20 protein-coding genes, 6 tRNA genes and 1 riboswitch are annotated in these 22,929 nt (G+C 64.5%); of the genes, 8 read left to right on the forward strand and 18 right to left on the reverse strand.

Translation table 11 applies throughout. The features are described 5' to 3' along the window. Positions 1–78: 78 nt before the first annotated feature. The 3 genes from ABE493_RS05560 to ABE493_RS05570 form a co-directional block, all read right to left on the reverse strand. On the reverse strand, positions 79–1,074 hold the full coding sequence (locus ABE493_RS05560; protein ID WP_346497965.1) for an LLM class flavin-dependent oxidoreductase: 996 nt from the start codon (positions 1,072–1,074) through the stop codon (positions 79–81). A gap of 114 nt (positions 1,075–1,188) precedes the next feature. After that, positions 1,189–1,956: a sulfurtransferase gene (locus ABE493_RS05565; RefSeq protein ID WP_346497966.1), complete on the reverse strand. Its 768-nt coding sequence runs from the start codon at positions 1,954–1,956 to the stop codon at positions 1,189–1,191. Between the two features lie 190 nt (positions 1,957–2,146). Continuing rightward, the gene (locus ABE493_RS05570; protein WP_346497967.1) at positions 2,147–2,512 is read right to left on the reverse strand and encodes a DUF6164 family protein; all 366 of its coding nucleotides are present in this window, start codon (positions 2,510–2,512) and stop codon (positions 2,147–2,149) included. Positions 2,513–2,573: 61 nt separating this feature from the next. On the opposite strand from ABE493_RS05570, the gene ABE493_RS05575 reads away from it, so the two are divergent. Together ABE493_RS05575 and ABE493_RS05580 are read left to right on the forward strand one after the other, a co-directional pair. Further along, positions 2,574–3,005 carry an FKBP-type peptidyl-prolyl cis-trans isomerase gene (locus ABE493_RS05575; RefSeq protein ID WP_346497968.1) on the forward strand — a complete coding sequence of 144 codons (432 nt, stop codon included), beginning with the start codon at positions 2,574–2,576 and terminating at the stop codon, positions 3,003–3,005. Then, a complete protein-coding gene (locus ABE493_RS05580; RefSeq protein ID WP_346497969.1) occupies positions 2,989–4,221 on the forward strand; it encodes a TIGR03862 family flavoprotein in 1,233 nt (410 codons plus the stop codon). Before ABE493_RS05575 ends, ABE493_RS05580 begins: the two co-directional genes overlap by 17 nt. Before the next feature lie 161 nt (positions 4,222–4,382). Here ABE493_RS05580 and ABE493_RS05585 read toward each other — a convergent pair whose 3' ends face one another. The 5 genes from ABE493_RS05585 to ABE493_RS05605 all read right to left on the reverse strand — a co-directional run bounded on the left by ABE493_RS05585 (position 4,383) and on the right by ABE493_RS05605 (position 9,415). Next, a complete protein-coding gene (locus ABE493_RS05585; protein ID WP_346497970.1) occupies positions 4,383–6,005 on the reverse strand; it encodes an FMN-binding glutamate synthase family protein in 1,623 nt (540 codons plus the stop codon). 31 nt (positions 6,006–6,036) lie between these two features. Beyond that, positions 6,037–7,326, reverse strand: coding sequence for a nucleotide sugar dehydrogenase (locus tag ABE493_RS05590; protein ID WP_346497971.1), 1,290 nt, complete (start codon positions 7,324–7,326; stop codon positions 6,037–6,039). Positions 7,327–7,348: 22 nt separating this feature from the next. Next, a tRNA-Leu gene (locus ABE493_RS05595) sits at positions 7,349–7,435 on the reverse strand. A gap of 81 nt (positions 7,436–7,516) precedes the next feature. Beyond that, entirely contained in the window at positions 7,517–8,926 is a 1,410-nt protein-coding gene (gene hemN / locus ABE493_RS05600) for an oxygen-independent coproporphyrinogen III oxidase (RefSeq protein ID WP_346498008.1), read from the reverse strand. A 102-nt stretch (positions 8,927–9,028) separates the two neighbouring features. After that, positions 9,029–9,415, reverse strand: a complete 387-nt coding sequence (locus ABE493_RS05605) for a group III truncated hemoglobin (protein ID WP_346498009.1) — start codon at positions 9,413–9,415, stop codon at positions 9,029–9,031. Positions 9,416–9,592: 177 nt separating this feature from the next. On the opposite strand from ABE493_RS05605, the gene ABE493_RS05610 reads away from it, so the two are divergent. The 3 genes from ABE493_RS05610 to ABE493_RS05620 all read left to right on the forward strand — a co-directional run bounded on the left by ABE493_RS05610 (position 9,593) and on the right by ABE493_RS05620 (position 12,337). Continuing rightward, positions 9,593–9,880, forward strand: a complete 288-nt coding sequence (locus ABE493_RS05610) for a hypothetical protein (RefSeq protein WP_346497972.1) — start codon at positions 9,593–9,595, stop codon at positions 9,878–9,880. Continuing rightward, on the forward strand, positions 9,877–10,968 hold the full coding sequence (locus ABE493_RS05615) for a 4Fe-4S dicluster domain-containing protein (RefSeq protein ID WP_346497973.1): 1,092 nt from the start codon (positions 9,877–9,879) through the stop codon (positions 10,966–10,968). The genes ABE493_RS05610 and ABE493_RS05615 overlap by 4 nt, the downstream gene beginning before the upstream one ends. Positions 10,969–11,137: 169 nt before the next feature. Next, the gene (locus tag ABE493_RS05620; protein WP_346497974.1) at positions 11,138–12,337 is read left to right on the forward strand and encodes a leucine-rich repeat-containing protein kinase family protein; all 1,200 of its coding nucleotides are present in this window, start codon (positions 11,138–11,140) and stop codon (positions 12,335–12,337) included. A gap of 181 nt (positions 12,338–12,518) precedes the next feature. Here ABE493_RS05620 and ABE493_RS05625 read toward each other — a convergent pair. Next, a tRNA-Cys gene (locus ABE493_RS05625) sits at positions 12,519–12,592 on the reverse strand. Between the two features lie 73 nt (positions 12,593–12,665). Continuing rightward, positions 12,666–12,741: transfer RNA gene (locus tag ABE493_RS05630), tRNA-Gly, on the reverse strand. Positions 12,742–13,130: 389 nt separating this feature from the next. On the opposite strand from ABE493_RS05630, the gene ABE493_RS05635 reads away from it, so the two are divergent. The 3 genes from ABE493_RS05635 to pnuC all read left to right on the forward strand — a co-directional run bounded on the left by ABE493_RS05635 (position 13,131) and on the right by pnuC (position 17,241). Next, entirely contained in the window at positions 13,131–14,267 is a 1,137-nt protein-coding gene (locus ABE493_RS05635) for a phosphotransferase enzyme family protein (RefSeq protein ID WP_346497975.1), read from the forward strand. 42 nt (positions 14,268–14,309) lie between these two features. Then, a riboswitch (TPP riboswitch) is annotated at positions 14,310–14,404 on the forward strand. A 69-nt stretch (positions 14,405–14,473) separates the two neighbouring features. Next, the gene (locus ABE493_RS05640; RefSeq protein ID WP_346497976.1) at positions 14,474–16,648 is read left to right on the forward strand and encodes a TonB-dependent siderophore receptor; all 2,175 of its coding nucleotides are present in this window, start codon (positions 14,474–14,476) and stop codon (positions 16,646–16,648) included. An 8-nt stretch (positions 16,649–16,656) separates the two neighbouring features. After that, positions 16,657–17,241, forward strand: coding sequence for a nicotinamide riboside transporter PnuC (gene pnuC / locus ABE493_RS05645; protein ID WP_346497977.1), 585 nt, complete (start codon positions 16,657–16,659; stop codon positions 17,239–17,241). A 133-nt stretch (positions 17,242–17,374) separates the two neighbouring features. Here the strand turns inward: pnuC and ABE493_RS05650 are convergent. The 8 genes from ABE493_RS05650 to kdsB form a co-directional block, all read right to left on the reverse strand. Beyond that, positions 17,375–17,450, reverse strand: a tRNA-Gly gene (locus ABE493_RS05650). 58 nt (positions 17,451–17,508) lie between these two features. Further along, positions 17,509–17,584, reverse strand: a tRNA-Gly gene (locus ABE493_RS05655). A 59-nt stretch (positions 17,585–17,643) separates the two neighbouring features. After that, positions 17,644–17,719: transfer RNA gene (locus ABE493_RS05660), tRNA-Gly, on the reverse strand. Positions 17,720–17,767: 48 nt separating this feature from the next. Then, complete coding sequence (gene pgsA, locus ABE493_RS05665; RefSeq protein WP_346497978.1) at positions 17,768–18,382, reverse strand: CDP-diacylglycerol--glycerol-3-phosphate 3-phosphatidyltransferase; 615 nt, start codon at positions 18,380–18,382, stop codon at positions 17,768–17,770. 7 nt (positions 18,383–18,389) lie between these two features. Continuing rightward, positions 18,390–20,237, reverse strand: coding sequence for an excinuclease ABC subunit UvrC (gene uvrC, locus ABE493_RS05670; RefSeq protein WP_346497979.1), 1,848 nt, complete (start codon positions 20,235–20,237; stop codon positions 18,390–18,392). Further along, the gene (locus ABE493_RS05675) at positions 20,234–21,643 is read right to left on the reverse strand and encodes a hypothetical protein (protein WP_346497980.1); all 1,410 of its coding nucleotides are present in this window, start codon (positions 21,641–21,643) and stop codon (positions 20,234–20,236) included. The genes uvrC and ABE493_RS05675 overlap by 4 nt, the downstream gene beginning before the upstream one ends. Next, positions 21,640–22,131: a low molecular weight protein-tyrosine-phosphatase gene (locus tag ABE493_RS05680; RefSeq protein WP_346497981.1), complete on the reverse strand. Its 492-nt coding sequence runs from the start codon at positions 22,129–22,131 to the stop codon at positions 21,640–21,642. The genes ABE493_RS05675 and ABE493_RS05680 overlap by 4 nt, the downstream gene beginning before the upstream one ends. Next, positions 22,128–22,901 (reverse strand): 3-deoxy-manno-octulosonate cytidylyltransferase, encoded by a 774-nt coding sequence (gene kdsB, locus ABE493_RS05685; RefSeq protein ID WP_346497982.1) that lies wholly within the window; start codon positions 22,899–22,901, stop codon positions 22,128–22,130. The genes ABE493_RS05680 and kdsB overlap by 4 nt, the downstream gene beginning before the upstream one ends. Positions 22,902–22,929: the final 28 nt, after the last annotated feature.

Here is a 22,929-nt window from a genome sequence, read left to right on the forward strand (position 1 = left end):
GGCTTACGCCGCTCTTACAAAGACGCCGCCTCAGCGCAGCATGGCTGCGCTCTACCAACGCCCTGTCAGCCTCGCGGCTTACGCCGCCCCCACACGCTGCCAGGCCTGCATCGCCAGATCGAACGAACGCAGGCGTGCCGCAGGGTCGTAGATGTTGGCGGCCAGCATCATTTCGTCCGGGCGATGCCGCTCGACAAACGCAAGCAACCCTTCGGCCACCTGCTCCGCGTCTCCGACGATGCTGCAGGCCAGGGCCCGCTCGACACCGGCCTTTTCATGCGGCGCCCAGAACGCTTCGATGTCATCCACCGGTGCCGGGATACGCCCCGGCGTGCCACGCCGCAGATTGACGAAGGCCTGCTGCTGACTGGTGAACAGGCGCTTGGATTCAGCCTCCGAATCGCTGGCCACCACGTTCAAGGCAAGGATCGCGTACGGCTGCTGCAGGTGCTCGGAAGGCCGGAAATCACGACGATACAAGGCCAGCGCCTCATCCATGGCATCCGGGGCGAAGTGCGAGGCAAACGCAAACGGCAGCCCCATCTGCGCTGCCAGACGCGCGCTGAACAGGCTTGAGCCCAATAGCCATACCGGCACCGGAATGCCGCCGCCCGGCACGGCCTGTACCGTCTGCCCCGGCTGCACGGGCGCGAAGTAATGCAGCAGCTCGGCCACATCCTGTGGAAACTGGTCAGCGCTGTCGAAGTAACGGCGCAATGCCCGCGCCGTCGGCTGATCGGTACCCGGTGCACGGCCCAAGCCCAGATCGATGCGGTCCGGATACAAGGAGGCCAGCGTGCCGAACTGCTCGGCCACCTGCAGCGGCGAATGATTGGGCAGCATCACCCCGCCCGAACCCACGCGGATGCGCGAGGTGCCCCCAGCCACATGCCCGATCAGCACCGAGGTGGCGGCGCTGGCGATACCAGGCATGTTGTGGTGCTCGGCCAGCCAATAGCGGTGATAGCCCCAGCGGTCGGCGTGCTGGGCCAGTTCCAGCATGTTGGCGAAGGCCTGCTGCGGCGTGGAGCCCTCGCAGACCGGGGCCAGGTCAAGGATGGAAAGTGGAATCATGCTGCGGTCTCCATGGACGATGCAAAGGACATGGGGTTTGTCCTCGCATTCTCCATCCAGTCAGCGCAATTTCCACCGGGACACTGTTTTCCAGAGCCTGTTGCCGCCGAGGAATCAGGCTTGGGCTTGGGCCTGAGCCTCATCCTGGCGGTCCACCAGCGGCTGCAGCTGTGCGTCCAGCGCTACCCGCTCATCGAACACGAAGCAGCGGCCGTCATAGCCCTCGCCGCCTACTTCCTCGAAGTAGCCAAGAATGCCGCCTTCCAGCTGCAGCACGTTGTGCATGCCGTCGTTCTGCATCCACAACGCGGCCTTTTCACAACGGATGCCGCCAGTGCAGAAACTGACCACGGTGGCATCGGCCAGCGCCTCGCGGTGCGGCTCCAGCGCGGCCGGCAGATCGGTGAATTTGGCGATTGGCAGGGTCAACGCACCGGCGAAGGTGCCGTGCGCGAATTCCTGCCAGTTGCGGGTGTCCAGCATTACTACGCGCTTGCCATCGTCATCATGGCCCTGCCGCAACCAACGCTGCACGGTGGCCGGGGCCACGCTGGGTGCGCGCGGGTAATCCAGCGGCTGGCCGTCGTCGCGGCGGAAACTGATGATCTCGGACTTGAACTTGGCCTTGAGCCGGGCGAACGGCTGCATCTGGCTGTGGCTGTACTTGATGCGCATGTCGGCGAAACGCGCATCGGCCTTGAGCTGGCGGTAGAAATCCTCGATACCCTGCTCGCTGCCGGCCAGGAACAGATTGATACCTTCCTCGGCAATCAGGATGGTGCCACGCAGCTCCAGCGCCTTGGCGCGTTCATGCAAGGTGGCGGTCAACGCTTCGGCATCGGCGAGCGGGACGAAAAGATAGGCAGCGGTATTGACGATCATGGGCATAGTTTAAACGACGGCCCGCGCAGCGTTGTGCTGCAAAGGGACTAGCAGCTGTAGGAGCTGTAGGAGCTGAGGGAGCGGCGTGAGCCGCGAAGCTGATAGCGCAGGAAAAGCCCCAAAAGCTCACCCCTCCCCAACCCTCCCCTTGCCTGCGGCAAAAGGAGGGGGCACAGCAGCTGGCGCTCGTTCAGCCCCGCAGCAGGAAGAACGGCAGCAACACCAATGCCGCGGCCGCCACCATGCCCAGCAGTACCGCAACCACAAAGCCAGGCCGCTGCCGCAGCATCGAACCGAAAGTCTCGGCACTGCCATCACGCAACGCCGCCTGACGCTCATCACGCACACGCTGCCCGCGTTCAGCCTGATAGGTCGCCATCAAGGCCTTTGCGCGGGGTTGATCATCGTTGTCGCGCAGCCAGATGCCACCACTGGAAATGCCCCAGGGGCTGGCTTCGGTGCGGTACCAGGCGATGCTGTTGCGGTCGAGCAGCTGCCCGACCTCGAAGCTTTCGTCGTCACCGACATTACGTAGATTGAGCAGCAGTTTAGCCATGCCGCAATGATACCCGGCAGCGATGCGCTACCCTGCACGCCCCTTTCCAACGGAGCGCGCCATGCGTCGTCTGTTCATCCCGCTGCTGCTGTCCTTGCTGGCCGCTGGCTGCACCCCGCCAGGTCCGCCGCCCGGTGGCACGATTGCCAAGTTCGAACACATCGATACCCAGCCCGGCGCGGGTGCCGAAGCCGTGCCCGGCAGCAAGGTCACGGTGCATTACACCGGCTGGATCTACGACGAACGCAAGCCCGACAAGCACGGCGAGAAGTTCGACAGCTCGGTGGATCGCGGCGAGCCGTTCAGCTTCAATCTCGGCGACAAGCAGGTCATCCGCGGCTGGGACGAAGGCGTGGCCGGCATGAAGGTGGGCGGCAAGCGCACACTGATGATTCCCGCCGAATACGGCTATGGCAATCGCGGCGTCGGCCCGATCCCGGCCGGCTCCTCGCTGGTCTTCGATGTAGAACTGCTCGATGTCAAAGCACGCTGATAAAACGGTTGCCGTCATCGGCGGCGGCCCGGCGGGCCTGTTCGCCGCCGAGCGCCTGCGCGCTAGCGGGCTGAAGGTCAATCTGTACGAGGCCAAGGGCTCGCCCGGGCGCAAGTTCCTGATCGCAGGCAAAGGTGGGCTCAACCTCACCCATTCCGACCCGCGGCCGCTGTTCGACAGCCGCTACCGCGAACGCCAAGCCGAGGTCGGCGCATGGTTGGATGGCTTTGATGCCGACGCCCTGCGTCGCTGGGCTGCGGCGCTGGGCGTGGAAACCTATGTCGGCAGTTCCGGCCGGGTGTTCCCGGTGGACCGCAAGGCCGCCCCGCTGCTGCGCGGCTGGGTACGCAGGTTGAAGGAACAAGGCGTGCGCTTCCATGTGCAGCACCGTTGGCTGGGCTGGAGCGAAGACGGCAGCCTGCGCATGGCCACTGCCGAAGGCGAAATCAGCGTGCGCGCCGATGCCACGGTGCTGGCTTTGGGCGGCGGCAGCTGGCCGGAGCTGGGCTCCGACGGCAGCTGGATACCGGTGCTGCAGGCGCGCGGCGTTGATACCGCGCCCCTGCAGCCCGCCAACTGCGGCTTCGATATTGATTGGACGCCGCACTTCAGCAGCCGCCATGCCGGTGCACCACTCAAGCCGGTCATCGCGCACTGGACCGACCTGCAGGGGCAAGCACAAGCACTGCAGGGCGAATGCGTGGTGAGCAAGTACGGTATCGAAGGCAGCCTGATCTATGCGCTGGCCGCCGACCTGCGTGAAACCCTGAATCGCGATGGCGCGGTGACACTGGAGTTGGATCTGGTGCCCGGCCGCGATGAAGCGCGCCTGCTCGCCGACCTGGGCCGCGCCCGCAAGGGCCGCAGCTTCGGCGAGCACCTGCGCCGCGCCGCCGGACTGGACGCGGCCAAGGCCGGGCTGTTGTTCGAAGTGCTGGGCAAGGATGCCGGCAACGATTCTGCCGCGGTGGCGCGCACGCTCAAGCGCCTGCCGTTGCAGCTGGTGCGCCCGCGCCCGATGGCCGAAACCATCAGCACCGCAGGTGGTGTTCGGCTGGAAGCGCTGGACGATGGCCTGATGCTCAAGGCGCAGCCGGGCGTGTTCTGCGCCGGCGAAATGCTGGACTGGGAAGCCCCAACCGGCGGTTACCTGCTGACCGCCTGCTATGCCAGCGGCCAGCGTGCCGCCGAAGGCGTGGAGCGCTGGCTCCTGTAGTGCCGACCCATGGTCGGTAGTGGCCTCACCGACAACGCCGCTCCATGTAGGAGCGGCGTCAGCCGCGACACTGGCGATCAATCAGATTGCGAAATTGCGAACAAGCCGGCACCTCATTATTCCCGGCTTCGCGGCTTACGCCGCTCCCACAAAGACTGCGCTCAGCACATCTTGCTGGTACGCAGCGCCGCAACACGCGCCGGCGGGGTGAACGCAGCACTGCTCGCCTCGGCCCAATACTCACGGAATACCGTGTGCTCAGGCACCTTCTTCAGCAACTCGCCCGGCGCCAGGTAGCGGTACAGACTGGCCAGCGAGCGGATCTCCACCGGCGAGACCCGGCGCAGGATGTGCTCCGGGCCCAGTTCGGACGGATCGTGCAAGCCAGCCGCACCCAGCAGGTCGCGCAGCGCGCGCATGGTGTTCTGGTGGTAATTGAACACGCGTTGGCCCTTGTCCACCGGCTCCAGATGGCGCCAGCGGCTCGGATCCTGGGTGGCAATGCCGGTCGGGCATTTGTCGTTGTGGCAGCTCAGCGACTGGATGCAGCCCAGCGCGAACATGTAGCCACGCCCGGCGTTGCACCAGTCAGCGCCCAGGGCGATGGTGCGGGCGATATCAAACGCCGTGGTCACTTTGCCGGCTGCGCCCAGGCGGATGCGGTCACGCAGCCCAAGCCCAACGAGCGTGTTGTGCACCAGGATCAGCGCTTCATTCATCGGCACGCCGACGTGATCGATGAACTCGGCGGGCGCGGCACCGGTGCCACCTTCGGCGCCATCAACCACGATGTAGTCCGGCATCATCCCGGTTTCCTGCATCGCCTTGGCGATGCCGAACCATTCCCACGGATGGCCGATGGCCAGTTTGAAGCCGACCGGCTTGCCGCCGGACAGCTCACGCAGGCGCACGACGAACTGCAGCAGTTCAATCGGTGTGGAGAACGCCGAGTGCTTGGACGGCGAGACGCAATCCACGCCCATCGGCACGCCACGGGTCGCGGAAATTTCGGCGCTGACCTTGGCCGCCGGCAACACGCCGCCGTGGCCGGGCTTGGCGCCCTGCGAGAGTTTGATCTCGATCATCTTGACCTGATCGGAACTGGCGTTCGCGACGAAGCGCTCTTCACTGAAACGGCCGTTGTCATCTCGGCAGCCGAAATAGCCCGAGCCGATTTCCCAGACCAGATCACCGCCGTTTTCGCGGTGGTACGGCGAAATCGAGCCTTCCCCGGTGTCGTGACAGAAGCCGCCCAGCTTTGCGCCCTTGTTCAGCGCGCGGATCGCGTTGGCCGACAAGGAGCCAAAACTCATCGCCGAAATATTGAACACGCTGGCCGAATAGGGTTTTGCGCATTCGGCGCCAATCACCACGCGGAAATCATGATGCGCAATGGTGGTGGGTGCCAGCGAATGGTTGATCCATTCGTAATCCACCGCATAGGCACTGCGCAGCGTGCCGAACGGCACCACGTCCATCTCATTGCGCGAACGCTGGTAGATAAGCTGGCGCTGCTGGCGCGAGAACGGCACGTCTTCCAGGTCGCTCTGCACGAAATACTGGCGGATCTCCGGGCCGATCGATTCGAAGCCGTAGCGGAAGTGCGCCAGCACCGGGTAATTGCGCCGCAACACGCTGCGCCGCTGCAGCACGTCCCAGGTGCCGAGCAAGGCCATCAGTCCAAACAGGCCCACGCCCCAATACCAAGCAGGCCAATGGGTAGCCAGTGCCAGCGATACTGGCAGCAGAATCAGTGCCAGCACATAAACCAGATAACGATGCATTACCGTCCTCGACCTACACGGATGGCGGATTCTACAACCGGTCGTCCACTACTTGCCTCGGCCAGGCCGATTTCACGTCGTAGACCACCATGTCGGGCACACCCAAGGCGCGGATCTGCGCGGCATCGAAGGCACGGAACTGCTGGTGCGCCACCGCCAGCACCACCGCGTCGTAGATTCCCTGCCGGGGCGCCTTCACAAGCTCCACACCGCCCATGTCATGCGCATTGCGCGGGTCGGCCCAAGGGTCATAGGCATCCACATGTGCGCCGGCCGCAGCCAGCATCTGCACGAGGTCCAGGCCGCGGCTATTGCGCAGGTCCGGGCAGTCCTCCTTGAAGGTGACGCCCAGCACCAGCACGCGCGCGTTCTGCAGTGGTTTGTTTTTATCCTCAAGCAGGCCACGCACGCGGGTGACCACATGCGCCACCACCCGGTTGTTGACCTGACGTGCGGTGTGGATCAGATCCGGGTGGTAACCCACGCTTTCGGATTTGTGCAGCAGGTAGTACGGGTCCACGCCAATACAGTGGCCGCCAACCATGCCGGGCCGGAAGGGCAGGAAATTCCACTTGGTGCCGGCCGCTTCCAGTACATCCAGGGTGTCGATACCGAGTTTGTCGAAGATCAGCGCCAACTCGTTGACCAGTGCGATGTTCACGTCGCGCTGGATGTTTTCCACCACCTTGGCCGCTTCGGCCACGCGCAGCGAGGACGCCGGCCAGGTGCCAGCAGTGATGATGCGCCGGTACAGGCCATCCACCAGCGCTGCGGCCTCGGGCGTGGAGCCGGAAGTGATTTTCTGGATATCCGGCAGACGCCGCTGGCGGTCGCCAGGATTGATCCGCTCCGGGCTGTAGCCGCAGTAGAAGTCCTGGTTGAAGCGCAGCCCTGAGCCCTGCTCCAGCAGCGGCACGCAGACTTCTTCGGTGGTGCCCGGATACACGGTGGATTCGTAGATCACCAGATCACCGCGCTTGAGCACGCTGGCGATCAACGCCGTGGCGCTGCGCAGCGGTGCCAAGTCCGGTTGCTCATAGGCATCGATCGGCGTCGGCACGGTCACGATGAAAACATTGCGCGCGGCCAGTTCGGCCGCAGCCGAGGTATAGCGCGCATGCACCGCCGCGTTCAGCTCGGCATCGTCAAGTTCAAGCGTATGGTCGTGCCCGGCCTGGAGTTCGGCAACGCGGGCGCTATCGATGTCATAACCCAGGGTATCGAGCGTCTTGCCGAATTCAACAGCCAATGGCAGGCCAACATAGCCCAGCCCGATGATGGCGATCTGCGGCGCAGCCGCGGCGGTGATCTCGGCGCTCATGCCATCCCTTGAGGTTGCAAACTGGTGCCCGGAGCCGGAATCGAACCGGCAAGGCCTTGCGGCCGGCGGATTTTAAGTCCGATGCGTCTACCAGTTTCGCCATCCGGGCATCGCGATAGCGTGCCTGATTGCGGCCCAATTGTGAACCGCGAAGATGAGCGGCAGTGCCGAGCCAACCGCTATCTCGAACTCAGCCGATCGCCCGCGAGTACCGCGCAGGCTGCTGTGCGGCCTTCAGATAGCGGTCAAAACACATCGCTATCAGGCGCAGCAAGGGCCGCCCCTGATCCGTCGCGGCGACCACACCTTCGTTGTAGCTGGCCAGCCCGTCGTCCTGCAGGTGACGCAGCGCGATCAGTTCATCGGCGAAATACAGATCAAAATCCACCCCGTGGCGCCGTGCCAAGGCATGGCCATCGACCTTGCCGTGACACATCAGCTGCTGGATGAGTTCGGCGCGCAACATGTCATCGCTGTCCAGCTCCAGGCCACGCCATACCGGCACGCCGCCTTCGGCAACCTTGGCTTCCCACTCCTTGAGATCACGCGGGTTCTGGCTGTAGCTGCTGTCGATATGACTGATTGCACTGACCCCCAAGCCCAGCAGATCACTGTCGGCGTGGGTGGTATAGCCCATGAAATTGCGATGCAGACTGCCGGCTCGTTGCGCGCGCGACAAATCCTCTTCCGGCAGCGCGAAATGATCCATGCCGATGTACTGGTAACCGGCAGCCGACAGCCGCTCCACCGCCAGCCCCAACAGCGCCAGCTTCTGCTCCGGATCAGGCAGATCACGGTCCTGGATCTGCCGCTGCGCCTTGAACATATGCGGCAGGTGCGCGTAGCCATAGATGGCCAGACGATCGGGGCGCGCGTCGATCACCGTATCCAGCGTGCGTCCGAAGCCGGCCAAGGTCTGCAGCGGCAGGCCATAGATCAGATCCACGTTGACCGAACGCATGCCGTTGTCGCGGCAGGCCTGGATGATGGCCATCGTCTCGTCCACCGCCTGTATGCGATTGATCGCCTGCTGCACGGCCGGATCAAAATCCTGCACACCCAGGCTGGCACGGTTGAAGCCCAGCTCGGCGAGTACCGCGATATCGTCCACGCTGACCGAACGCGGATCCAGTTCGATGGAAAAATCGCGCGCACTGCCCTGGCTGAAATTGAACAGGCGGTGCAGGCCATCCATCAGCCGGCGCAGCTGCTCGGGCGCCAGAAAGTTGGGGGTGCCGCCACCCAGGTGCAGCTGCACCACCTCGCGCTCGCGCGCGAACAGCGGTGCCAGCCAGTCGGCTTCGACCAGCAGCTGATCAACATAGTGTTCGCCCTTGCTGCGGTCACGGCTGATGACCCGGTTGCAGCCACAGTAGAAACACGGGCTGCTGCAATAAGGCACATGCACATACAGCGACAACGGCCGGCCGGCCGCATTGCTGCGCGCCACCGCCGCGCAGAACTGCGCCTGCCCATAACCATCATGGAAGTGCGGCGCGGTCGGGTAGGAGGTATAGCGCGGCCCGGGCCGATCATGCCGGCGCAGCAGGTCGGCATCGAAGGTCCAGCCCAAGGCGTTGGAGGTCGTCGGCAGCGGCATGTTCATGGCTACAGCTTGCCCGCAACGCCAGGGCCCCGCCTTGAGCTGGATCAATCCAGCCGCTTCCTGAACAGGCGGGCCCAACTCCGTGTATCAGTGGAGTTAGAGAATCGGGAACGAGGGCGCGTGATAACGCCGCCAGATCGAGCCGGCAACGCGCGCCGCCGCCTCATCGGCCAGCGCCTGCATTGCCGGATTACCCAACTCCGCGGTGGTCTGGCTGAACAAGGCCAGCCAACGCTCGAACATTGGCCACTCCAGGCCGGGAATGGCCAGGTGCTTGGGCATCGGTGCGCCGTTGAAGCGCGAGGTCCCGCGCAGCAGTGCTGACCAGAAGTCCACCAACTGCTGCAGGTGCTGCTCCCAGTCGTGCACGCGCGCCTCGAATATCGGGCCCAGCACCGCGTCTTCGCGCACCCGCGCGTAGAAACGCCGCACCAGAAGCTCAACTTCCTGCTCACTGCATACATCCGGCCCTGCCCGCACCACCCACCTCCTGTTATTTGCCCAAACCAGCGCTATCGCCCCGCCCTGCTTGATCAGGATCAACGACGGCGCTCCGCACAGCCCCTAGCCTTGCAAACCGGGTTGCCAGCGGCGCCATGAAACCGGCGCTGCCATCCACCCAATTCTATTCCTTCGCCATGAGGCCCCCGGGAATCCACGATGACTGCCCCCGCCGAACACGACAGCCGCCGCGCGCTACCCATGATCCAACTGCTGGGCGCCGTGGCCTGGCCCAGCTTTTTTACCGCGGCGGTGATGTCGGCGGTGTTCTTCGCCTTTATCGATCCACTGCAGCTGCAGCAGATCAGCTTTCCGCACTACGTGATCAGTCGTGAGCTGGGCTATTCGCTGGGCTTTTTCATGTTCTGGGCAGGCACTCTGTGCGCCTGCGGAGTGACCGCGCTGCTGCTGCGCCCGGCGCGCGAGCCGGAGGAGTCCTTCGAATGAGGCCGGTGCGCAGCATCGGCGAAGCCAGCGCCAAGTCGTCCCGCAGCCGCGACAGCATCCGCCAGCTCACCACCACGGCGATGCTGGCCGCGTTTTACGGCCTGCCCTGGCTGCAATGGAACGACACTCCCTGGCTGCTGCTGGATATCGATGCGCGCCAGTTCCAGATCGCCGGTTTCCAGATGCAGCCGGAGCAGTCACTGCCGCTGCTATGGCTTGCCCTGGCGGCACTGGCCCTGCTGTGCCTGGCTACCAGCCTGTACGGCCGCCTGTGGTGCACCTATGCCTGCCCGCAAACGGTATTGACCCGCCTGTTCCGCAAGCTGACCGGCCTGACCGCCTTCAAGGGCCGGATGGCAGCGCTGGGGCCTCCGCTCAGGCAGGCCCTGTGGGCGGGGATCGCGCTGTGGACCGGGATCAGCTTCGTCGGCTACTTCACCCCCATCGCGGATCTGGTGCAGGGCCTGCTCAGCTTCTCGCTCAGCGGTTGGGAATGGTTCTGGATCAGCTTCTACGGCCTGGCGACCTGGGCAAACGTGGTCTACCTGCATGAACAGGTATGCAGCTACCTATGCCCTTACAGCCGCATACAGACCCTGATTACCGACACACGCACGCCGGCCATCCAATACAACGCCCCACGCGGCGAGCCACGCGGCCCGCGCGCGCTGGACAACGCCAGCGTGTTGCACCGTTCACGCGGGCTGCTCGACGCCACCACCGCCGCCGACTACGTGTTCCGTGCTGCGCATCCGGCGATCGCCGGCGCCATGCCCAAATTCAGCCCCGTGCACCTGGGTGACTGCACCGATTGCAGCGCCTGCGTTGCGGCTTGTCCTATCGGGCTGGATATCCGCAACGGCCACTCACGCAGCTGCATCGAATGCGGCAACTGCATGGATGCCTGCGACGATGCCATGGCCGCCAGCCACTACCCGTTGGACCTGATCCATCGCGCCCGGCCGATAACCGATGACGCGGGCGCCATATCTGGACTACGCATCAAGCCGCTGGTGTTTGCCGGCATCGCGCTGGTGTGCATCGTGCTGGCGGCACTCACCGCTACCAGCATTGCAGGAGCGGCGTAAGCGGCGAGGCTTACCTTGCTGGAATCTTTGCCATCCATGCAATCTATTGATCAGCCAGCTTCGCGGCTTACGCCGCTCCCACAAAAGCCTTGCGCTGACGATCTGCTTGCTTCGCGGCTGACGCCGCTCCCACAAAACTCTTGTGCTGGAGCCAGTACACTCGCCGCGCATGCATACCCTTGAAGATCTGAAAAACGGCTCGCTCGCCGGCGCCCACACCGTCCGCCTGGTAAACCAGGGCCTGACCGAATTCCCGCTGGCCCTGTATGCCTTGGCCGAAACCCTGCAAGTACTGGATCTTTCCGGCAACCAGCTCACCTCCCTGCCCGATGAGCTACAGCGGCTGCACAAGCTGCGCATCCTGTTCTGCTCCAATAATCCATTCACGCAGTTGCCGGCTGTACTTGGCGCCTGCGAGCAGCTGGAAATGATCGGCTTCAAGGCCTGCGCGATTACGCACGTACCCGAACGCAGCCTGCCGCCGCGGCTGCGCTGGTTGATTCTCACCGACAACCAACTCAGTGAACTGCCGGCAGCACTTGGCCAACGCCCGCGCCTGCAGAAGCTGATGCTCTCGTGCAACCAACTCACTGCCCTGCCCGATCTGAGCGATTGCAAGGCACTGGAGCTGCTGCGCATTGCCAGCAACCAGTTCAGTGCAATTCCAGCAACCCTGCTTGCACTGCCGAACCTGGCATGGCCAGCATTGGCCGGCAATCCGCTGACCGCCGAGGCCGAGCAAGCCGCGCTCGCCGATGCACATCACCACGCCATCAACTACGACGACCTGGAGATGGACGCACTGCTGGGCGAAGGAGCGAGTGGACACATCCATCGCGCCACCCGTAAACGCAGCGGCGAGGCGGTTGCGGTCAAGGTCTTCAAGGCGGCATTCACCAGTGATGGCACGCCACAGTCGGAACTGGCCGCCGGTCTCGCTGCCGCCGGCCACCCGAATCTGCTGGCGCCGTTGGCGGTGGTTGAAGGGCACCCGCAAGGCCGTCTGGCGGTGGCGATGCCGCTGCTCCCGGCGGTGTACGTCAATCTGGCTGGCCCGCCCAGCCTGGCCAGCTGCACGCGCGATATCTATGCGACCGATACACGCTTCACGCCCGCCATCGCCGAACGCCTGCTCGCCTGCATCCGCGCCGCACTCACCCATCTGCATGCGAACGGCGTACTGCATGGCGACCTGTACGCCCACAACATCCTGTGGAACCCGACCACCGGCGAGGCCGTGTTGAGCGACTTCGGTGCAGCGATGTTGAGCAGCATGTTGCCGCCCGCACAGCGCACGCAGCTGCAGGCAATCGAATGGCGCGCATTTGCGCACCTTGAAGATGAGATCAGCGCGCGAACCGGCATCTGACAGCAGGCTTTGCCTGCTCACAGGCGGGCGCCAACCTGCACCGCGCGCGCCACCTCCCTCTGCCACCCATAAACCCGTCGCAGAGGGGATTACAGCGCCAAGCCGCAGGTTGCAGGCGACCGGCAACAAATCGCGGAAAACAAAAAAGCCCTGATTTCTCAGGGCTTTAGTGCTTGCCTCATGGAGGCCTGGGTCGGAATCGAACCGGCGTACGCGGATTTGCAATCCGCTGCATAACCACTCTGCTACCAGGCCAAACAACTTGCATCGTCGAAGCGATACACCACCTCGACATGAAAAGACCCCGCTGCGGGGGCCCTTTCAGATTTGGAGCGGGAAACGAGACTCGAACTCGCGACCTCAACCTTGGCAAGGTTGCGCTCTACCAACTGAGCTATTCCCGCGTGGTGTGCCGCGCATATTACAGACTTCACCGATGATGCGCCAGCGCTTTTAACAATTTCTTTCACATTGTGCGGGTGGCTGAAGGGGCTGGGTGCGGGCGGTGCTGATGAGCCGCAGGGGCTGGGGCGGCCTGGACGCTTGTACGGGTGAGCCCTTTGCCGAGCATGGCTCGGCGCTACGATGCTTTACGGGTGAGCCCCCTGCCGAGCTTGGCTCGGCACTGCGATGCTTTACGGGTAAAGCCCTTGCCGAGCATGGCTCGGCACTACATTGGTGCCGTCTCCCTTTCACGCGGCCCGAAGGGAACTTGGTGGGCTGGCTTTTTGCTGGTCGCTACAACTGACGTACCATCGCGCCTCTCTCGCATCACCTGCCCCAGCCTGTCCTGATGATCCAGCAACCGCACCGCGTGCAAGGCCTCAACAACGATGAAGTGGCCGCTGACTGGCCCGCCATCGACGCGCCCGAGCTCGCTTGGCTGCAGAAGCATTACCCGCAGCTGCAAGCCGACAGCCAGCTGCTCTGGCACAGCCCGCGGCCGATGTCGGCCGCTGCCATCGTGCAGAGCGCGCGCGGCAAACTGTTCATCAAGCGCCATCACCGGCTGGTGCGCAGCGCTGCCTGCCTGGAAGAGGAACACCGGTTCATCCAGCATCTGGCCAACCATGGCGTGCCGGTGGTCACCCTGTTGCAGGGCAAGGATGGCCATACCGCCATCGAACACGGCGATTGGACCTATGAACTGCACACCATCGGCGAAGGCGCGGACCTGTACCGCGATGCGCCGTCGTGGACCTTGTTGACCGATATTGAACGCGCACGCGCGGCCGGCCGCATGCTGGCCACCCTGCACCGCGCCTCGGCCAGCTACCAGGCGCCGCAACGCAGCACCCAGCTGCTGGTCGCACGAGATGAGCTGATCCGCGCCGAAGACCCGATCGCCATCCTCAAGGCCGACCTGCCCAACCGCCCCGGCCTGGCCCGTTACCTGGCCCGCATCCCCTGGGAACAGCAACTGCAGCGCAACGTCCTGCCCTGGCACAAGGGCCTGGCCCAGCGCCTGCAGGCCGAGCCGCAGCTGTGGGCACATAACGACTGGCATGTTTCCAACCTGCTTTGGGGCACCGACCAGCACGCCAACGAAGTCAGCACGGTGCTGGATTTTGGGCTGGCCTCGCCCACCAGTGCCCTGTTCGACCTGGCCACCGCCATCGAACGCAATGCGATTGCCTGGCTGCAACTGGAACGCGGCAACGACGCGGTGCGCATCGATATCGCACTGGCCCTGCTCGAAGGCTACCGCCAGGTCCTGCCGCTGTCGGCCGAGCGCGTGCACCTGCTGGCCGACCTGCTGCCGATGGTGCATTTCGATTTTGCACTGTCCGAAGTGGAGTACTTCGAAGGCATCACCGGCTCGACCGCCAACGCTGATGTCGCCTGGCAACCGTTCATGCTCGGCCACCCGCAATGGTTCGGCAGTACCCCTGGCCAAGCCCTGCTGCATGCCCTGCACGAGGCAGCCTGAAGCAGGCCGGCTCGCAAATCGTTCGCATTTGTAGTGAAATGCCCCCTGAAGCGGGGGTGCCTGGAATGCCAGGCTGAGAGAGTCCCTTGGAACCTGATCCGGTTTGCACCGGCGTAGGGAGCTTTGAGCAGCAGTCGTAGCGCCGTCACCGGCGCTGCGCATGCACGCCTTCGCTTCGTCTCCCTTGTTGTCTGAAGACGAATCGAATGAACCGCTGCCTGCGCCCCACGTTGTTGTCCCTCGCCCTGAGCACTGCCCTGCCGCTGTATGCCAGCGACACCGGCCTCGATGCGGCCGCCGAACACTCCCCGACCGAACTTGCCGCCGTGCGCGTGCAGGCCCACCAGCCGGAAGCAGACAACGCCCGCGTCAACAGCTTTGGCAGTGGCGACTGGAAGAACACCCCGGCTTCAATGAACGTGCTGGATCGTGACCTGCTCGACCACCAGCAGATCCGCTCGCTGTCCGAACTGGCCAGCAATGACGCCTCGCTCGGTGATGCCTACGCGCCGGTGGGTTATTACCAGAACATCGCCATCCGCGGCTTCGCGCTGGACACCGCCACCGGCTACCGCTTCAACGGCATGTCCATTGCCGGCGAACAGCGCCTGGCACTGGAAAACCTGCAGTCGGTGGAAATCCTCAAGGGTGAGGCCGGCCTCGCCGCCGGCGTGATGGCGCCGGGCGGCATCATCAATTACGTCGGCAAGCGGACAGCGGAAGTGCGCACCCTCACCCTGGGCAGCGATTCCGAAGGTTCGCGTTACGCGGCCATCGACGTCGGCCACTGGCTGACGCCGCGCTTCGGCCTGCGTTTCAACGCAGCCTGGGATGACAGCAAGTCCTATATCGAACATGCCGATGGCCGCCGCAACTTCTATGCACTGGCAACCGACTGGCTGATCGGCGAACGCGGCAAGCTTGAAGTGGACGCCAACTACCAGACCAGCATGCAGCGCTCGGCCTCCGGCTATCAGCTGCTGGGGGGCAGCACGTTGCCGACCGGCGTGGACCGCGAGCACATGCTCGGCTACCAGCCGTGGCAGCAACCGGTGGGTATCGCCAGCACCAACATCACCGCACTGCATACCTACGATTTCAATGCCAACTGGCAATCGCGCGTTGCGCTCAGCCACAGCCGCACGGTGATCGACGACAACGTCGCCTTCGCCTACGGCTGCTACTACGCCGCGCAATGCGCCGACGGCAGCGTGCCCGGCAACTACTTCGCGCCCAACGGCGACTACGACATCTACGACTACCGCAGCCCGGACGATACCCGCCGCAACCAGGAACTGCGCGCCGAGCTGCGTGGCAGCTTCGACACCGGCAGCTTCGGCCATCAGCTGATGCTGGGCGCTGACCAGTTCCGCCGCACCGTGGACAAGCGCCGCAACGTCAACGAGTACGTCGGCACGGTCAACATCCACGACAACCGCCTGCCGGTATTCGAACCCTCGCCGCTGCAGCCCGGCGCATCCGCACGCCGCCTGGACAGCCGCCAGACTGCGGTTTTCGCACTGGACCGCATCCAGCTCAATGAAGACTGGCAGTGGCTGGCCGGCGGCCGTTACGTGCGCCTGGACGAACGCGCCTACGACAAGCGCGGCAACCCGCAGCGCCGCAGCCGCCTGTCGCGCTTCCTGCCGCAGACCGCCGTGCTGTGGAAAGCCAGCGACAGCCTCACTGCCTACGCCAGCTATGTCGAAGGCATTTCCTTGGGCCAGGAGGCACCGTTCTGGACATCGAATGCCGACACCTTCCTGCCGGCAGTGCAATCGCGCCAGCTCGAAGTCGGCGTCAAGTACGCCAGCAGCGAACAGCTGAACCTGGGCGCGGCACTGTTCCGCACCACCCAGCCGTATCAATACGCGAAACCCGACAACAGCGATGTCGGCTACACCTTTGTTGAAGAGGGCAAGCAAGCCCACATCGGCCTGGAACTGACCGCCAACGGCCAGCTCAGCGATGCGTTGCAGATCATCGCCAGCGCCAGCGTGCTGCAGGCGCGCGCACGCGATACCGACACGCCAAGCTACCAAGGCCACCAGCTGGTCAACGTGCCCAAGCTACGCGGCAGCGTGCACCTGAGCTATGCCCTGCCCTTCATCGAGAACCTGGACCTGACCGGCGGCTGGCGTTATGCCTCGGCCAATACCGCGCGCGCCGATGGCGCGGTGCGCGCCCCCAGTTACAGCGTGTTCGATGCCGGCCTGCGCTTCCAGCACCAGCTGCAGGGCCACGCGGTGAGCTGGAACCTGTCGGTGGACAACGTCTTCAACCGTTTCTACTGGCGCGATACCGGCAGCAGCATGGGCGATTACTACCTGTTCCCGGGTGCACCGCGGCAGGCCCGCGTATCGGTGAGCTTCGCGCTGTGAGCAGCGCCATGCTCGAATGGTCGGCCGCGCTGTGCAGCATCCTCGGCGTCTGGCTGATGGCGCAACGGCGCATGGTCGCCTGGCCGGTCGGCCTGGTATCGGTGGCGTTGTACGCACTGGTGTTCATCGAGGCCAAGCTCTACTCGGACAGTCTGCTGCAGGCCGCCTTCGCCGGCTTCCTGCTGTATGGCTGGATCAACTGGCGCCGGCACGCCGCCGATGAAGGCAGCGTGCGTATCGTGCCCCTGTCATGCAGCAAGATGCTGCGTGACCTCGGCATCGGCCTGCTCGTTGGTATCGCTTTGGGCGCCGGCATGCACAGCTTCACCGATGCCTCGTTGCCATGGCTGGACGCGATGCTGACCGGCCTGAGCCTGGTCGCGCAGTGGTGGCAGGCACGCCGCCACACGGCCACCTGGTGGCTGTGGATCGTGGTCGACGTGGTGTACGTGGGCGCGTACCTGTTCAAGTCACTGCATGTGACTGCCGCCCTGTATGTGTTCTTCCTCGGCCTGGCCGTGATCGGGCTGCGCGCATGGAGTGCAGCGGCCAACACCTCCGCTGCGGAACCCGCGGCGCACGGCGCGCGCTGATCGCGCCTTCGCATCGCCATTGCTGCCGGCACCGGCAGCAATGGCTGCAGGCAAAAACGCTGGACAATAAAAAAGCCCCGTCAGGGGCTTTTCTTTGCCTGCAGATATCACATGGAATCTGCAGGCCATTATCTGGAGCGGGAAACGAGACTCGAACTCGCGACCTCAACCTTGGCAAGGTTGCGCTCTACCAACTGAGCTATTCCCGCGGATTGAATGTGACAGCCGCCAAGCGGACAACCAGCATTCGAAGATGTGTTGCAAGACTGGAGCGGGAAACGAGACTCGAACTCGCGACCTCAACCTTGGCAAGGTTGCGCTCTACCAACTGAGCTATTCCCGCAGGCTTGCTACATCTATTTACTCATCAGCCCACAAACCACACGGACCAATGCTTGAAACTGGAGCGGGAAACGAGACTCGAACTCGCGACCTCAACCTTGGCAAGGTTGCGCTCTACCAACTGAGCTATTCCCGCTTGGGAGGCGAAATTCTACATGCATTGGCAGCAGTGTCAACAGCCTGTTCACTTTTTAACTGCGCCGTTGCGGGCAGCTTTTTCATCTTCACGCAGGCTCGGCCAGGCCGCCCGCAGATACTGCAGTGCCGACACCAGGGTCAGCATCGCGGCGATGGCCAGCATCCAGTCGCCAATATGGAAAACCACGGCGCCCATCCAGATATCGGTGAACGGCGTATTCGGCGATACCGAGTACAGCAGGCACAGCAGCGCCACCATCTGTGCGGTGGTCTTGACCTTGCCGATCATCGCCACCCGCACCTTGGCACGCTGGCCAATTTCGGCCATCCACTCGCGCAACGCCGATACCGCGATTTCACGGCCGACGATCACCGCCGCCCAGAACGCCATCCACGGCGTCGGGTGCCCCTGCACGATCAGGAACAAGGCCACCGCCACCATCAACTTGTCCGCCACCGGGTCCAGGAACGCGCCGAACGCCGAATGCTGCTCATACCGCCGCGCCACCCAGCCATCCAGCCAGTCGGTGATTGCCGCCAGGCCAAAAATCGCCGCCGAGGCGAAATTGGTCCATGCGTAGGGCAGGTAGAACACCAGCACCAGCACCGGGATCATCATGATCCGCAGCAGCGTCAGCCAAGTGGGGATGGTCAATTTCATTACAACATTACTCCGCTGCCGGATCGGGTACCGACAGACCATGAAGGTTAGCGTAGATACGCGCGGCGAGGGCGGCATTGATGCCTTCCACGCGGGCAATTTCCGCCTCGCCGGCCGCCTTGAGCCCGGCAATTCCGCCAAAATGCTTGAGCAGACTCGCGCGTCGACGCGGGCCGATGCCCGGAATGTCTTCCAGCTTGCTGGTCATGCGCGCCTTCTGGCGACGCCCGCGGTGGCCGGTGATGGCGAAACGATGGGCTTCATCGCGCACCTGCTGAATGAACTGCAGCGCCGGTGAGGCCGCACCAGGACGCAGTTCGCGACCATCGGGCAGTACCAGCGCTTCATGCCCGGCGCGACGCTCCACGCCCTTGGCAACGCCAACCAGCATCACCCCTTCCACGCCCAGGTCGGCCAACGCCGCCTGTGCCTGCGCCAACTGTCCGGCACCACCGTCGATCAGCAGCACGTCCGGCAGCACCCCACCCTCTTCCACCGCGCGGCGGAAGCGACGGTCGATGGCCTGACGCATGGCGGCGTAATCGTCGCCCGGCTCGATGCCGCTGATGTTGTAGCGCCGGTACTGCGCGCGTACCGGGCCAGCCGCATCGAACACCACGCACGAAGCCACCGTGGCCTCGCCCATGGTGTGGCTGATATCGAAGCACTCCACGCGCTTGACCGGCTCGGCCAGCCCCAGCATCTCGCGCACCGCTTCGCTGCGCGCCTGCTGCGCGCCGGCGCTGTCCATCTCGGCAATCAAGGTGATCTGCGCGTTGCGGCTGGCCAGTTCCACATAACCCGCACGTTCGCCACGCACGTTCCACTTCAAGGCCACCTTGCGCTCGGCCGACGCGCTGAGCGCGGCCTCGATCATCTCCGCATCCGGAATCTGCCGATCCAGCAATACTTCGGCCGGCGGCTCATGCTCGACGTAGTACTGCGAGACAAACGCCGCCAACACTTCCTCGGCACTGTCTTCGCCATTGGTGCGCGGGAAGAACGCGCGCGTTCCCAGATTGCGACCGTCGCGGAACGCCAACAACATCACGCAGGCGCTGGCGCCCTGCGTTGCGCAGGCCAGCACGTCCAGATCGGCTGCGCGTCCATCCACATATTGGCGGTTCTGCATGCTGCGTAGCGAAGCCACCAGATCGCGCAGCCGCGCGGCGCGCTCGAACTCCAGCGCATCGCTGGCCTGCTGCATGGCCTGCATCAATTCGTCGGCAAGCTGGTCACTCTTGCCTTCCAGGAACAGCGCCGCACGCCGCACCGATTCGTCGTACTCGGCCTGCGCCACCAGGTCCACGCAGGGCGCGCTGCAGCGGCCGATCTGGTACTGCAGGCAGGGGCGCGAGCGGTTGCGGAATACGCTGTCCTCGCAGCTGCGCAGCTTGAACAGCTTGTGCATCAGGTTCAGCGTCTCGCGCACCGCGCCCACGCCGGGATACGGCCCGAAGTAGCGTCCAGGTATCGCACGCGGCCCACGATGCAGGGCGATGCGCGGCCATTGCTCGCGGGTCAGCAGTACCTGCGGATAGGTTTTGTCGTCACGCAGTGACACGTTGTAGCGCGGCGTCAGCGACTTGATCAGCTGGTTTTCCAGCAGCAGCGCTTCGGCCTCGTTGCGGGTGACGGTGACGTCCATCCGCGTCACCTGCGACAGCATCATCATGATGCGTCGACTCTTCGGCGAGCCATTGAAATAACTGCCAACGCGCTTGCGCAGCGCACCGGCCTTGCCCACGTACAGGAGGGTGTCGTCGGCAGCGTACATCCGGTACACCCCCGGCGCGGTGCTTAGCGCCGCGGCAAAGGCCTTGCCATCGAACTCATTGGCGACTGCGTCGGTCATCCTTCAATCGGCACTTCACTCAGTTCGCCGCTGAGTGGATCAAAACGCAAAACGGCATGCGCGTCAGCCTCTGCAATCCAGATGGCGCCGGCCGCCACCGCCAACGCCGCCGGGCCATGCAGGCGACGCGGCAGATTGACGGTAGACAGATCGCCGCCGCCCAGCCGCAAGGTACGCAGCGTGCCGTTGCCCGCATCGGCAATCCACAACAGCGGCGAGTCCGGCCCCATTGCCAGCGCCAATGGGTATTGCAGGCGCGCGCGCAGGCGCGGCCCATCGACGTTGCCCGATTCCCACGGGCCCTGCCCGACCAGGGTCTGCACAAGATCACCGCGCAGCTGCACCGAGCGGATGGCCGAACCCAGCGAGTCGCAGACGTACAGGGTCTGCTGGACCGCAACCAGGCTGCTGGGTTGCGCGAACGCTGCCAGATGGCCGCTGCCGTCGCGCACTTCCACCGCACCGGCACCCGCCCGCCAGCGCAGCTCACGGCTGCCCAGGTCGTAACTCCAGATGTGGTTGTCGCCGGCCATGGCGATGTGGATCTGGTTGTCAGCCACAGCCACTGCGGCCGGATGATTGAGCGGGCTGTCCCAGGGCTGGGCCAGCACGCCGGCGCGCGGATCGCCCGCACGGCCGTTACCGCACAAGGTATCCACCTGCCCGCTGATCAGGTTGATGCTGCGCAACGCATGGTTGCCGGTATCGGCCACATACAGGATCTCGCGCACCAGCGCCAAACCCTGCGGACGATTGAACGCCGCCTCGCCAAGCCCGCCATTGATCAGATCGGCACTGCCCAGGCCGAACTGGCGCAGCACGCGCCCGGCATGGGTGCATTCAAGAATCCGGTGATGGCCGGTGTCGGCCACGTACAGACGATCGGCAGTTGCCACCAGCCCGGCCGGGAACAGCAACGGCAGGCGCGGCTCGGCGTTGAGTTCGCGTATGCCATCGTCGTCCAGCGGCCGTGTCACGCCTTCGCACAATGTGTTCAAGGCCCGCTCCAGGTCGCCAGTCGCGCCTACCAGCCGCTCAGTCTCCTGCCCGTAGGCATCGAGCAGCACCAAGGTCGGCCAGGACTGCACCTCGAACCGGCGCCACGCATCCCATTGCGCATCCAGCACGATGGGCGCGCTGACGCCCTGCCGGCGCAACAGCTTCAAGGCATGCTGCGGCTCGCGCTCGAACTCGAATCGCGGCACCTGCACCACCAGCAACTGCACCCGGCCTGGGTTGCGTGCCTGCCAGCGTTTGACCTCGGCCAGGCGCTGCATGCACCACACCGATGCGCCGTTGACGAAGGCCAGTACCAGCGGGCGGCCACGCATATCCTGCAGGCTTACCGGTGCGGCATTGAGCCAGATAGCGGAAGTGGGCAGTTCCAATACGCGGGTTTCGTTCATGCAGGGATTATGCCGGAGTCCTCGCGCCGCGACAGGCGACGCACCGTGACCTGGGCCGCAGCATCGATCAGTGCCCAACTGTGCTCGAAATCTTTCACATCACCGTAATAGGGATCCGGGATCACCTCGCTGTGGGTGATTCCGGCCCACGGCAGCCATGGCACCGCACGCGAGGCCAGGCCCGCAGGCGCCAATGCCTGGGCGTCGCGCAGGTTGTCGCCATCGGCGCACAGAATCAGGTCGTACTCTTCGAAATCCGCAACCAGCAGCTGGCGGGCACGCTGGCCGGAAATATCCACGCCATGGCCGCGGGCGCAGGCAACGGCTCGGGGATCCGGGCTGCGCCCGGCATGCCAATGACCGGAGGTGCCCGCCGAGTCGACCTGCACCCAGCCATCCAGCCCGGCCTCGCCGAGCCGTGCGCGCAAAGCGCCCTCACCCATCGGCGAGCGGCAGATATTACCCAGGCATACCACCAGCAACTTCAAGGCGCTGCCCGCATCTGCACTTCGGCGCGCAGTAGGTCTTCCGGGGTATCAATGCCCGGCGGGAACGGCGCGGGCGACAACGCCACGGCTATCCGGTAACCGGCCTCCAGCACCCGCAACTGCTCCAGCGACTCGATCTGCTCGAGGTTGCCGGGCGGCATGGCCGCAAACGTCTGCAGGAAGCCTGCACGGTAACCATAGATGCCGATATGCCGCAGCCACTGTGCCGGCGGCAAGTTGTCGCGACTGCGGGCGAAGCCATCACGGTGCCACGGAATCGGGGCACGACTGAAGTACAACGCGTCGCCCTGGGCGTTGCGTACCAGCTTGACCACATTGGGATCGAACAAGGTGGGTGCGTCCTCCACCAGCGTCGCCAAGGTGGACATCGGTGCGCCACTATCGGCAAGGGCCGTCGCCACCGCACGGATGCCGGCAGCGGGAGCGAACGGCTCATCCCCCTGCAGGTTGACCACGATGACATCGTCCGCCCAACCCGCTTGGCGGGCGCATTCGGCCAGGCGATCGGTACCGGAGGCGTGTGCCGGGTCGGTCATCGCCACGTGTATGCCGGACAAACCCGCCACCGCCTGCGCGATGCGCGCATCGTCGGTGGCTACCCAGACTTCGCGGGCCCCGGCCGCCAGGGCGCGACGCGCCACATGCAGCACCATCGGCTCGCCGGCGATAAGCGCCAACGGCTTGCCCGGCAGGCGGGTGGAGGCATAGCGGGCCGGAATGGCCACCACAAATTCAGCAACAAGGCTCATTTCAACTCCTTCCAACAAGCAGCATGGC

The sequence above is a fragment of the Stenotrophomonas terrae genome, assembly GCF_039674165.1.
Taxonomy (GTDB): domain Bacteria; phylum Pseudomonadota; class Gammaproteobacteria; order Xanthomonadales; family Xanthomonadaceae; genus Stenotrophomonas; species Stenotrophomonas terrae_A.